Raw genomic sequence first — 12,487 nt, forward strand, 5'->3', positions numbered from 1 at the left:
CGCATTATGGCAGACGAAACAGAAAATCGGGACGAATACAGGCTGGACAATCAGGCCGGTTACATCATGCGTTTGGCCAGCCAGCGGCACGCAGGGATATTCCAGTCACTGGCACCCGCTGGGCTGACCCCGACCCAGTTTTCCACCCTGATGCGCCTGTATGAACAGGGGGAGTGTTCGCAAAATCGTCTGGGGCGGCTGGCGTCAATGGATGTGGCAACAATCAAAGGGGTTGTGGACCGGTTGCTTCGCAAAGGGCTGGTTGTTTCCAAACCCGACCCGAATGATAAACGCCGCACGCTGATTTCCCTATCGGAAACCGGTGCGGCACTGATCCCTTCCTTACATGAAACGGGCCATGAAATAACAGCAGAAACGCTGAAGCCTCTGAGCAGTTCGGAACAGCGCAGCCTGTTGAAATTACTTCGAAAACTGACCTAAAGAATAACCTCGGGGAACCGCGTGGCCGGTGGCGTGTTGCGGCTGCGATGGCTGGTGACAACCCCGTCAATGATGGTCATTCCGATACCCGGCAGGTTGCCCAGTTCCACCGACTCCAGAATATTTTTACCCAGTGCATGTTGCGCCTGATCCATCAGCACAAAATCGGCGGCATAGCCAACTTCGATCAACCCTGTATCCAGTTCCCGCTGCCGAGATGTATTGCCGTTGGCAAAGCAAAATGCGATCTCGGCAGGCAGGTCACCAAAGCTCGACAGCATCGCCACCATACGCAGAATTCCCAGCGGTTGAACGCCCGATCCGGCGGGGCCGTCGGTGCCCAGTATGATCCGGTCCATCTGTTTCAATTCCCGCGCTGTGTTCAGTGTCAGCATCGCGGCGCGCTGATTGCCGTTGTGGACAATCTCCAGCCCTGCCTTACAACTTTCGCAAAGGCATGTGATCTGATCATCCGGCAGGGCAGAATGGCCACCGTTGATATGACCAATCACATCGGTGCCGGTTTCCAGCACCATATCGGCATCAATCAGTCCTGATCCCGGCACCGAAGGGCCGCCTGTGTGGATCGTGCTCTGGATACCGTATTTTCGCGCCCAGTCGACCATCTGACGGGCAGTTTTTCCGTCCTTGACGGTGCCAAGTCCCACCTCGCCCAGCAGTTTGACACCTGCGTCGGCCAGATCTTTGAAATCGGCCTCGACCATACCTTCCTCGAGGATCGGCGCGCCGGCCAGAACCTTCATCCCCGAGGGGCGGAAATTTTCGTACCAGCGCTGTGATGCAATTGCCAAAGCTTTTAGCCCCACCACATCCTTGGGCCGTCCAGGCAAATGCACTTCGCCCGCCGAAATCATCGTGGTAACGCCGCCGTGCAGGGTGCTGTCGATCCAATTGATCTGTTGCTGACGCGGCGTATAGTCGCCAATCACGGGGTGCACATGGCTGTCGATTAGACCGGGGGCCAACGTTACCCCATGGGCATTGATCACCGAGGTCGCGCCCTCGCCATCCATGTCCTTTTCATACCCGATAGCGCTGATTTTACCGTCAACGGCAATCAGGCAATCCGCTTCCAGAATGGGCACTTCCATTTTGCCGGACAAAAGCAGCCCGATATTCCGAATGACAAGTTTCTGTGACATGGCATCGCTCCCGCTGTTTTCGTTAGTATACGAACGGGGAAAACGATGCGTCAAGCGCGGGGTTGTAAAGCGGGTCTGTTAAGCAGCGCGAGCCAGCATACTTTCGATATCGCGCCGGACCTGCAACAATAAGGTCAGGGCATCATCCGCAACAGACTCCGACTGCTCGTGCTGCATTAAAATCAGCGTATCCTGTGCATCATAAACACCTGCGATAACATCCGACAGCGCCGGGCTTGACCCGTCTTCCAGAACGCCGGGCAGCATTGCAATGGCTTCTTCGCAAACCTGCAACGCTTGATCATCATCCCATGGCTCGGGATGGTCCAAAGATGCGACCAGATCACGCTCGTAGACAGAAAGCACTGCAAGGGCCTCTTCCAGCAAAACCTTGTCTTTGTCTGCGGATTTGTCCGTGTAAGACGGGCCGACAACTTCGAGTTTAGGTGCGGCGGCCGTGCGTGGGCGTTCCGGTTCAGCCGGGGCCTCTACAGGCGGAACCTCTGCCATATGTGGTGTAGTATTGGTCTGTTCGTGTTCTGATGTGTCTGCTTTGACAGAGATGTCTTCAGGCACCGGTTCGCTAACCTGCGACGGTGTGTCCACCACAGTTTTCGATTCCTGAAAATCACAATCGCGACAATACCGCGCCAGTATCTGTTCCGCATTGTCGGTGGTTGCCCGCTGTGCTTCTTCTATCTGCCCTTTGATCGCAGAAATCAGGCCGGTTGCACCACTGGATTTGAACAGATTCAAATTGATATTCTGACCAGTGCCGCGTGCCTCCAGGGCCAATTTGGCCGAGATCGGCAAAATACGCAAAAACTCGTCCCCGCAATTTTGTGACAAGGTGGCAAGGCGTGTGTTGATCTCGGCTTGACCCATCAGTTGATCTGTTTTGGTCAGTAATAGGAAACCGTGATCCTTCAGGCGGCCAGGTACAACATCCCAGATATCTTGCTCGTCTTCGGTAAAGTCTGTTGAACACCAGATAACGACATCAGCTTGCTTGCAAGCCCAGGAAACTGCCTTTTGTTGTTGTTCGGGAATATCCGGAGCGACAACTTCCATAACGCTGATTTTGGCCAAAGCCGGTAAGTTTGCCTGCACAGTCACAAAGGCAGGTTTAAGGCTGGCACAAGCCTCGAAATCAATACCACCGATGATTTTCTTCGATCCGTCTGGCAAAGTGCAGAGCATTTTAGGCTCGACCCCGAATTCCAGTTTAACAGACGGCATTCCATCTACCCTGTCAGGCACCATATTCTGACCCAGAAGCAAATTCAGAACGGCCGTTTTTCCAGCACCGGAAGCCCCCAGCAATACAACCCGCAGGGGCGTATCGAACCCCTTCAGGATATTTGCGGCGGGTTTCGCAACCTCCGCCGGCAAAAGGCCGGTCGAGATAGCAAGTTCAAGTTTTTCCCGGGTGGATTTCTTAGACATCTACTCCATCACTTTCCGGTATTCACGGCCCGTATTTCATCAGGCTCGTAAACGTGGCTTCCATTGCTAACATTCGCAGCCTTTGCCATTGTCTGACGGCGCACCCGTTCAGCCATCGGCGTGGCCGTTGCATCATTTACCTTGATCACACTAAAGGCGATGTTGTCCTGATCAGGATCATCAAGTTTTCCCAACTCGTTTAACAGAACTGCAGCAATTTCAGAGGCACTTTTACGGCGGTTTTTATTCAACAGCCGCTCGATCTGGGCATCTGTCAGAAATTGCAAACCATCGGAAGAACAAACAAGAATATCCCCTTCACTCAGTTCGACATGCTGTTCAGGGCAATCAATTTTAGAGATCCGTTCGCCCATCATCACTGATGTCAGGCAGTTGCGATCAGGATGATCCAGCGCGGCGTCGGCATCCAGCAGACCGGATTGCACCATCAGGTCGATCTGTGGCGCCATTGAATGGTCTTCGTTTAACTGTTTCATCTTGCCCTGCCGGAACAAATACAGCGGGGAATCCCCCACAGATAACCAATACAAACGGTTTTCCATGATAACCGGAACCACCAGTGTTGCACCCATGCCTTCAGCTTCGGGGTGGTGCGCCACATGGGTTGCGATACTTTCATTCGCCATATTAGCGATTTCACGCAAAATGGCCGGGGCCTCGGCCTCGAATGCGTCTGTATCCGCCAGCTGGAATTTCAGCTCACCGTAAACTTCGGTAAGGACAAGTTTGCTGGAAACATCACCGGCAGCATGGCCGCCCATGCCATCGGCCATCACAAGAAAACCGGTATCCGAACCGATTGGAAAGTCGATGACAATGGCATCTTCCTGATAGTCGCGTGCGCCTTTGCTTATCGCGCTGGCAACATCAAAACGCGATTCACGCGATCGCCACATCTTCGTCCCCTTCATTGGTGCTTTCCCAATTAAAATCGGGGCCACAGAATGTCTTTAGGCGCAACGTGGTTTCACCAATCAAAAATTCGTCACCATCCTTGACTTGTTCTGTGGTAAGGACAGGTTTTCCGTTCAACCGGACAATGTTGGATTTCCCGCCATGGCCCAGATAGAACAGATGTTCGGTCGGATCATAGGCAATTGCGGCATGGTTATCGCGTGAGATGGCCATATCACCAAAATCCAGTGGGATCGTCTGATCCAGACCGCGACCGATTTTCGTCATGCCGGCAAACAAAGGGAAGCTTGCACCAACCCCCGGACCGGAAATAACCACCAACCAGCCGGTTGGATTCATCGACATCATCGTTTGGGAAACAGCAACGGGTTGTTCGGCTTCGTCAAACGGGTTGGCAACCGAAGCATCCTGTGGCTGAAAGCCCAGAATCCGGGTTTTGTTGCGCGCCGGGCGGCGGGTGCGTCGTTTGGGCTCAAAAGCGGTTTCTTCTGGGGCTGCAAGCGGCACTTCCGGTGTTTCCGGGGCCTCGTCGTTGATATCCCAGATATTGACAGCCGCCACTTCTTCTTTTTCCTCGGCAGCATCAATAACAGATTGCAATTCAGGGAAATTCTCCAGCGATACAGCCATATCGCCCTCGACCTCGGATACATCTTTACCCAGATCGTCCTGCTCATTCTCCCAGGCATCGTCCTGATCCGAATGATGTTTTCCAAACAGCTTACCAAGTAGTCCCATGCTCTTTACTTTCCTTACAAAAACCAAAACGGCTTAGTTGTTGTCAGTCAGTTGAACAGGCGCGATCCATTTTTTCCCGCCACGATCAATAATGAAATTCAGTTTTGCGTCGGTTGTGTCTCGAAAGTGGTGGAAATTGATTTCAGGCACCTCCGAGCGGGTTGAGTTATGCGCCGGTCAGGCGGCTTGGTCAAGGGTTGCGTCGGCGACGGGCTGAGCGAGCGTTTCCCAGCCATCGACCTTTCGCATGACGATCTGCCCCGAGGCCATCAGAGCCCAAAGCAGCATCGGCACGGTCTCGGCGCATGGCAGCACGGTCTGGGTCTTGATGCGGCGGCGGAATTCCTCGTTCAGGCGTTCGATCGCATTTGTCGTTCTGGCCGATTTCCACTGGCCTTGTGGCAGACGCGTGAAGGTGAAAAGCTTATCTCCTGCTTCTTCCAAGCTGTCAGCGACGGCCTTGCATTTCAGCCGCCATTTTCGCAGAAATGCCTTGCGGCGGGTGGCGATTTCCTCGGGTGTTTTGGCGTAGATCATGTCGCGGTAATCTTCTGTCAACTCATCATGCATACGCTTGGGTGCCTTGGCCAGAAGGTTGCGGTGCTTGTGCACCGTGCACCTCTGGATCGGCAGATCTTCACCCCAGAGGGCAATGAGAGCGACCTCAAGTCCCGGTGCCCCGTCCACGATGACAAATTCGGGCCGTTTCAACCCGCGCGCATCCAGATCGTTGATGAACTGACGCCAGGCGGAGGTGCTTTCGCCGCCCATGTTCATCAGTGATAACAAGACCTTCTGCCCATCCCGGCGCACGCCAATCGCGGCCAGAACCGAGATATTGGTGGCCTTCCTGTCAATCCGCGTTTTGATCACGGTGCCGTCCAGGATCAGCCGCACGATGTCTTCATCCGCAAGGCTGCGGGCGCACCACGCCTGCCAGTCCACCTTCACCTTGCGCCAGGCGCGGCTCACCACATCCTTGCTGACCGCCCCCTGAAACAGGCCGAACAGGGCGCGTTTTACCCGCCGTGTGTTGGTGCCCGAAAGGTAGACAGCAGCGATCAGCGCCTCGGCCTTCTTCGTCAGCCGCTGGTAGCGGGGCAATGCCTTCGAGCGCCATTCTCTGGCCTTGCCGGCCTCGCCTGTGATCCGCGCACGCGGCACGCGCACCGTTTCGGTTCCAAATGTTCCGACCAGTTGCCGCTCGCGATGCCCGTGGCGGTATCCGGCCTTTGCCCCGCCGCTGCGGCCATACCGGCAACGGCCCAGAAACTGCTCCAGCTCCTCTTCGAAAACCGCCTCGATCGTCGCGCGGATGTTCTGGCGCAGCCGGTCTTCAATCGGGTCATAGCCTGCTTCATTGGCCAGTAGCGCGGATGTCGATGTTGCTGTATTCTTTGTCATGGCGTGATCTCCTTGGCGGTTCCAGCCGCCGGTTGGGTGGCTTCGATGCACCCGGAGATTACGCCGTCCTCGAATTTCCACCAAACTCGCGACACTACCTTTGCGTCACCCTTGTTGATCTCTCTCAACAGAAGCTCGTCCAGAGAAATATCAACCCCGATTTTTTCGCCTGTATCCAGATACGTCAGGATAACATCGCCAGCTATAATGCTGTTCTCGGCTTGCTGTGATGTGATGGCTATCGGGCGAACAGTTCCGTCAGGAATTTCCCGCATCTGCAGCTCCAGACCAGCCGGAAGCACAAGGCCCGAAACAACAGCAAGATTTGCTGATTGCGGATCTTCTGTCCCCTCAACTGTGAAAGCAGCCTGAACTGTATCCAGATCGCCCAGGTTTTCCAAACTACGCAAGGTCGGGTTGATCTGTGCAAATGAGTCAATTGGCACACCATTTATCGCTGTGATCTGCTGACCAACCTGAACCCATGCCGGTGCATCTTCACCAATCCGGGCAACAATACCAGGTTGATCCGCACTTTCCGAGAAGGGCAAGTAAGCAGATTTAACCGGCAAGAAACCCAAGGTTCCCACGCTTTCGATATTAACCGGTGCGGCAGGCTGATCTACAGCAACTTCTGTCTCGATTGATACCGGTATTATTTCAGCTACGGGCTCAATTTCGGCAGAGGATTCCAAAACGGCGACAACATCCGAAGCGGCCTCGGGTGTGTCCGCAACTGGGGTATCCTCGACAACAGCAGCAACCGCTTCGGTGCTGTCAACAATCGGGGCGTCTGCAATCACATCTGCGACTACTTCAGGTGCATCGGCCACTTCTTCGACAACAACCTCGGGAATGTCGATAACCTGAGTATCCGTTGCAACATCAATCGCAACTTCTAATGGCTCCTCGATAGGAGTATCCGCCACAACATCAGCGATAACCTCGGGGGTTACTGAAACGGGGGCATCCTGCTCAATATCAGCAACAACATCGGGGACTTCCGCAATGGGCGTATCCATTGCAACGTCAGCGACAACAACAGGTGTATCAATCGCAACATCAGGGGTAATTTCTGCGGTTTGTGCAGTGTCTGCCACAATATCTGCAGCAACCTCGGGGATGTCCACAATGGGCGCATCCACAACATCAATGGCGGCAACCTCGGGGGTGTCTATAACGGGCGTATCCACTACCTCAACGGCAGCAACCTCGGGAACATCCTCAACAATGTCAGCGACATTCTCTGGAGTGTCCAGAACGGGTGTATCTGCTGCAACGTCTTCGACGACCTCGGGGGTGTCAACAATAGCCGCATCCACCACAACATCCGTTGGAGCCTCGGGATTTTCAACAATAGGAGTATCCACGACAACGTCAGTGGTAACCTCGGGAGTGTCCGCAATTGCAACCACAGGTAGTGTCGCGAGTTTGGTGGAAATTCGAGGACGGCGTAATCTCCGGGTGCATCGAAGCCACCCAACCGGCGGCTGGAACCGCCAAGGAGATCACGCCATGACAAAGAATACAGCAACATCGACATCCGCGCTACTGGCCAATGAAGCAGGCTATGACCCGATTGAAGACCGGCTGCGCCAGAACATCCGCGCGACGATCGAGGCGGTTTTCGAAGAGGAGCTGGAGCAGTTTCTGGGCCGTTGCCGGTATGGCCGCAGCGGCGGGGCAAAGGCCGGATACCGCCACGGGCATCGCGAGCGGCAACTGGTCGGAACATTTGGAACCGAAACGGTGCGCGTGCCGCGTGCGCGGATCACAGGCGAGGCCGGCAAGGCCAGAGAATGGCGCTCGAAGGCATTGCCCCGCTACCAGCGGCTGACGAAGAAGGCCGAGGCGCTGATCGCTGCTGTCTACCTTTCGGGCACCAACACACGGCGGGTAAAACGCGCCCTGTTCGGCCTGTTTCAGGGGGCGGTCAGCAAGGATGTGGTGAGCCGCGCCTGGCGCAAGGTGAAGGTGGACTGGCAGGCGTGGTGCGCCCGCAGCCTTGCGGATGAAGACATCGTGCGGCTGATCCTGGACGGCACCGTGATCAAAACGCGGATTGACAGGAAGGCCACCAATATCTCGGTTCTGGCCGCGATTGGCGTGCGCCGGGATGGGCAGAAGGTCTTGTTATCACTGATGAACATGGGCGGCGAAAGCACCTCCGCCTGGCGTCAGTTCATCAACGATCTGGATGCGCGCGGGTTGAAACGGCCCGAATTTGTCATCGTGGACGGGGCACCGGGACTTGAGGTCGCTCTCATTGCCCTCTGGGGTGAAGATCTGCCGATCCAGAGGTGCACGGTGCACAAGCACCGCAACCTTCTGGCCAAGGCACCCAAGCGTATGCATGATGAGTTGACAGAAGATTACCGCGACATGATCTACGCCAAAACACCCGAGGAAATCGCCACCCGCCGCAAGGCATTTCTGCGAAAATGGCGGCTGAAATGCAAGGCCGTCGCTGACAGCTTGGAAGAAGCAGGAGATAAGCTTTTCACCTTCACGCGTCTGCCACAAGGCCAGTGGAAATCGGCCAGAACGACAAATGCGATCGAACGCCTGAACGAGGAATTCCGCCGCCGCATCAAGACCCAGACCGTGCTGCCATGCGCCGAGACCGTGCCGATGCTGCTTTGGGCTCTGATGGCCTCGGGGCAGATCGTCATGCGAAAGGTCGATGGCTGGGAAACGCTCGCTCAGCCCGTCGCCGACGCAACCCTTGACCAAGCCGCCTGACCGGCGCATAACTCAACCCGCTCGGAGGTGCCTGAAATCAATTTCCACCACTTTCGAGACACAACCCATTGTCGTGGCCTCCGGTAACAAAGCGCCTTGCAAGACAGAAAGAGACTCGAACGATTATACTATATCTGGCATTTTTCAGGATGATTTGAATCAAGCCTGCCTTTCTGGATCAAATCGGGGCGACTAAGTTCCCATCCATGGGCTAGACCGGCTAGAGTAACTGATATGACGATATCGACTTTGGGCCGATACTCTCCTGCTGTGCCGTCTCCTTAGAACGGCAGCTCCGTCCCGCACAGCCACTATTAGCCAAATTTACCCAAACGTCCGCTTATTGGCACAAACGATCTGACAGGCGACGGCTGGCCCTAGATCCCCGTATCGATAATCGCCTTGGCCAGCACCGGAATTGTGGCTTCGTTCAGGCCCGCGATATTCATGCGGCTGTCGCCGATCATATAGATCCCGTGTTCGGCCCGCAGGCGTTCCACCTGCTCGGGCGTCGCGCCAAGGCGCGAGAACATGCCGCGGTGCTGGGCCAGAAAGCCGAAACGGTCAGACCCCGACAGGCGTTGCAACTCGCCCGCAAGCTGGGTGCGCAGGGCCAGCATGCCAAGGCGGACATTTTCCAGTTCTTCCATCCAGTCGTCGCGCAGCACCTTGTCTTGCAGGATCATCGTCACCAGCCGCGCGCCGTGGTCCGGCGGGAAGGAAAAATTCTGTCGGTTCAGGAAGGCCAATGTGCTTTGGGCCAGCGGTTTATTTCCCGCGTCCTGCGAGACGGTCATCAGAATACCCGTGCGCTCGCGATAGATTCCGAAGTTTTTCGAGCAACTGGCGGCGATGATGGTTTCCGGCAAGCTTGAGGCCACCAGCCGCACGGCTGCGGCGTCATCCTCAAGACCATCGCCAAAGCCCTGATAGGCGATGTCGATAAACGGCACCGCGCCGGTTTTCTGCAAGCTTTCCACCACCTCGGCCCATTGGGTCATGTTCAGGTTGGCGCCGGTCGGGTTGTGGCAGCATCCGTGCAGCAGCACCACGTCACCGGCTTTCACCCCCGCCAGATCGGCCATCATGCCATCAAAATCCACACCACGGGTGGCGTCGTCAAAGTAACGGTACTCGGCCATCTTCATGCCGACGTATTTGATGATCGACGGATGGTTGGGCCATGTCGGGTTGGACAGCCAGATGGTGGCATCTGGGTTGGCCATTTTGATCAGCTCCACGCCCTGACGGATCGCGCCTGTGCCACCGAGTGTGGCGGCGGCTGCCACGCGGTCACGCGGCACGGCATCGCCCAGCACCAGATCGACCATCACGTCGCCATAGGCCGGATCACCGGCAAGGGCGGTGTATTTCTTTGTCGTCTCGACCTCCCACAGGCGTTTTTCGGCCTCTTTGATGGCGCGCATCACCGGTGTGTTGCCGCTGGCGTCCTTGTAGATACCGACGCCAAGGTCGATCTTGTCGGCACGCGGGTCTTCGCGGAATTTCTGCATCAGTTGCAGGATTTTATCGGCGGGTTGGGGGGTCAGGTTGGTTAGCATCATGCGTCTCCGGTTGCGACTTTCAGATCATTGTACATGCCCCATTCGGACCACGATCCGTCATAGACCGAATGTTTGCGGTGCCCGATCCGTTCCAGCGCAAGGCCGGTGATACAGGCGGTCACGCCGGACCCGCAGGTGTTGATCACGGGTTTGGACAGGTCGACGCCGGCGGCCTCGAATATCGCCTTTAGCTGGTCAGGGGATTTCATCGTGCCGTCCTTGTTCAGCAGGTCGGCGTAATAGACATTTTTGGAATTCGGAATGTGGCCCATTCGCAGCCCTTCGCGGGGTTCCGGTTCTTCACCACAAAACCGGCCCGGCGAGCGGGCATCGACGATTTCATAATCGCCCAGTTTGCTGGCGGCGGCGACCTGTGTCACGTCCTTGACCATCTGCGCCTGACGGCTGACCGTCATGTGGCGATCACGGATGACGGGGGGCATGTCCTCGACCGGCCGCCCCTCGGCCAGCCATTTGGGCAGGCCACCGTCCAGCACGGCGATGTCGGGTTTGCCCATCAGGCGAAACAGCCACCATACGCGGGGGGATACCAGAATACCGGCACTGTCATAGACCACCACCTGATGCCCGTCACCAACCCCCATGCTGCGCATCCGCGACATGAATTTTTCAATCGGCGGCGCCATATGCGGCAATTCGGATCGGTGATCGGCCACATCGTCAATGTCGAAATGGCGGGCATTGGGGATATGCACGGCCTGATATTCGGCAAAGGCATCGCGGTCCGGTTCATCCAGAAACCACGAAGCATCGAATATCCGCAAATCGGGGCTGTTCAGATGATCAGCCAGCCATTGTGTGGAAACCAGTGTTTTCGGATCGTCGTTCGACATGGGAACCCCTGTTAGCAATTATCCCGTATGGCCTAGCGCGAGGGGAACACGCTGGCAAGGGATTCGGGCGCCCCGTGTATCAGGACGCCCGTGATTTTGTTACTTGGCCATCATCTTTTTGACCATGCCAACAACGGCCAGCAGCACACCGCCGCCAACACCGCCCGAGGCAACCTGACCGACAATCGCACCGATATCCATGCTACCGGCAGCATCGCCAGCCATTTCGGCCATTCCGCCAGCCCCCAGCATGCCCAGAATTTTACCGCCCAGACCGCCACCGACAACACCGGCGACGGTATTGCCCAAAGTGCCAAGGCTAAGATTTTTCATCAATCCACCAGCGACATTACCGCCAACCGCGCCCGATATCAGGCTAATAATCAATTCAATCATTGGGGCTGACCCAGATAACCTAAAAAGAGGTTATGATGGGAAGCATGAGAAAGAGTCGCCTGAGCCACTACAAGCAAGACCGTCTTACGGAGCATTTTGTTTCGGGATCGACAGCACGAACAGCAGCCAGTTTGTGTGGTGTAAACCGCAAGACCGCAGCGTTTTATTTTCTACGCCTGCGCGAGATAATCGCCTATGAGCTGGAGGCGGAAAGCCAAGCTATGTTCGGCGGAGAAATAGAAGTGGACGAAAGCTACTTTGGCGGCAAACGCAAAGGTAAACGCGGGCGTGGTGCGGCAGGTAAAATTCCCGTTTTTGGTATATTAAAAAGGGGTGGGAAGGTTTACACCAAGATCATCCCGGACGCCAAATCCGCCACTCTGATCCCGATCATAGAGCGCAAAGTCGTGCCGGATTCCATCGTCTATTCCGATTGTTGGCGCGGTTATAATGTGCTGGATGTGTCAGACTTCCACCACTTTCGCATCAACCATTCCAAGCTCTTTGCAGACCGTCACAACCACATCAATGGCATCGAGAATTTCTGGAACCAAGCCAAGCGCCACATGCGCCGATTTAACGGTGTCCCCAAGGCCCAATTTGGGCTATATTTGAAGGAATGCGAGTGGCGTTTCAACAACAGTGACCCTTCAGCTCAGTTATTGCAGCTAAGACAATGGGTTAAGCGTTACTTGAAGTAGTTATCTGGGTCAGCCCCCAATCATTTACTCTTTCCTCCCAAAACGGAGCCAATCAATACATGTCTACAACGCGGCTCCGGACGCCGCAGATGCAACAAGCC

General features: G+C 55.8%; 12 protein-coding genes. 3 read left to right on the top strand and 9 right to left on the bottom strand.

The window, feature by feature from the left end; genetic code table 11:
• Positions 1 to 6 precede the first annotated feature (6 nt).
• Positions 7 to 441, top strand: a complete 435-nt coding sequence (locus tag ACQY4M_RS16805; RefSeq protein WP_428546515.1) for a MarR family transcriptional regulator — start codon at positions 7 to 9, stop codon at positions 439 to 441.
• Here the strand turns inward: ACQY4M_RS16805 and ACQY4M_RS16810 are convergent.
• From ACQY4M_RS16810 to ACQY4M_RS16835, 6 genes are all read right to left on the bottom strand, one after another.
• Complete coding sequence (locus ACQY4M_RS16810; protein WP_428546518.1) at positions 438 to 1,604, bottom strand: amidohydrolase family protein; 1,167 nt, start codon at positions 1,602 to 1,604, stop codon at positions 438 to 440. The genes ACQY4M_RS16805 and ACQY4M_RS16810 overlap by 4 nt on opposite strands.
• A gap of 78 nt (positions 1,605 to 1,682) precedes the next feature.
• The gene (locus tag ACQY4M_RS16815; protein ID WP_428546521.1) at positions 1,683 to 3,050 is read right to left on the bottom strand and encodes a hypothetical protein; all 1,368 of its coding nucleotides are present in this window, start codon (positions 3,048 to 3,050) and stop codon (positions 1,683 to 1,685) included.
• A gap of 8 nt (positions 3,051 to 3,058) precedes the next feature.
• Positions 3,059 to 3,967, bottom strand: a complete 909-nt coding sequence (locus tag ACQY4M_RS16820) for a PP2C family protein-serine/threonine phosphatase (RefSeq protein WP_428546524.1) — start codon at positions 3,965 to 3,967, stop codon at positions 3,059 to 3,061.
• Positions 3,951 to 4,724, bottom strand: coding sequence for an FHA domain-containing protein (locus tag ACQY4M_RS16825; RefSeq protein ID WP_428546527.1), 774 nt, complete (start codon positions 4,722 to 4,724; stop codon positions 3,951 to 3,953). Before ACQY4M_RS16825 ends, ACQY4M_RS16820 begins: the two co-directional genes overlap by 17 nt.
• A 177-nt stretch (positions 4,725 to 4,901) precedes the next feature.
• A complete protein-coding gene (locus tag ACQY4M_RS16830; protein ID WP_428539582.1) occupies positions 4,902 to 6,128 on the bottom strand; it encodes an IS256 family transposase in 1,227 nt (408 codons plus the stop codon).
• On the bottom strand, positions 6,125 to 7,498 hold the full coding sequence (locus ACQY4M_RS16835; protein WP_428546530.1) for a hypothetical protein: 1,374 nt from the start codon (positions 7,496 to 7,498) through the stop codon (positions 6,125 to 6,127). Before ACQY4M_RS16835 ends, ACQY4M_RS16830 begins: the two co-directional genes overlap by 4 nt.
• Before the next feature lie 145 nt (positions 7,499 to 7,643).
• Here ACQY4M_RS16835 and ACQY4M_RS16840 point away from each other — a divergent pair, with 145 nt between their 5' ends.
• A complete protein-coding gene (locus tag ACQY4M_RS16840) occupies positions 7,644 to 8,870 on the top strand; it encodes an IS256 family transposase (protein WP_428539582.1) in 1,227 nt (408 codons plus the stop codon).
• Between the two features lie 377 nt (positions 8,871 to 9,247).
• On the opposite strand, the gene ACQY4M_RS16845 is transcribed toward ACQY4M_RS16840, so the two are convergent.
• The 3 genes from ACQY4M_RS16845 to ACQY4M_RS16855 form a co-directional block, all read right to left on the bottom strand.
• Positions 9,248 to 10,432: an aromatic amino acid transaminase gene (locus ACQY4M_RS16845; protein WP_428546533.1), complete on the bottom strand. Its 1,185-nt coding sequence runs from the start codon at positions 10,430 to 10,432 to the stop codon at positions 9,248 to 9,250.
• Entirely contained in the window at positions 10,432 to 11,289 is an 858-nt protein-coding gene (gene sseA / locus ACQY4M_RS16850; protein ID WP_428546536.1) for a 3-mercaptopyruvate sulfurtransferase, read from the bottom strand. Before sseA ends, ACQY4M_RS16845 begins: the two co-directional genes overlap by 1 nt.
• Before the next feature lie 99 nt (positions 11,290 to 11,388).
• Positions 11,389 to 11,685, bottom strand: coding sequence for a hypothetical protein (locus ACQY4M_RS16855; RefSeq protein WP_428546539.1), 297 nt, complete (start codon positions 11,683 to 11,685; stop codon positions 11,389 to 11,391).
• Positions 11,686 to 11,729: 44 nt separating this feature from the next.
• On the opposite strand from ACQY4M_RS16855, the gene ACQY4M_RS16860 reads away from it, so the two are divergent.
• Positions 11,730 to 12,386, top strand: coding sequence for an IS1595 family transposase (locus tag ACQY4M_RS16860; protein ID WP_428539609.1), 657 nt, complete (start codon positions 11,730 to 11,732; stop codon positions 12,384 to 12,386).
• Positions 12,387 to 12,487 lie beyond the last annotated feature (101 nt).

It is taken from the genome of Profundibacter sp. (assembly GCF_965277155.1).
In the GTDB taxonomy this organism is placed as follows: domain Bacteria; phylum Pseudomonadota; class Alphaproteobacteria; order Rhodobacterales; family Rhodobacteraceae; genus Profundibacter.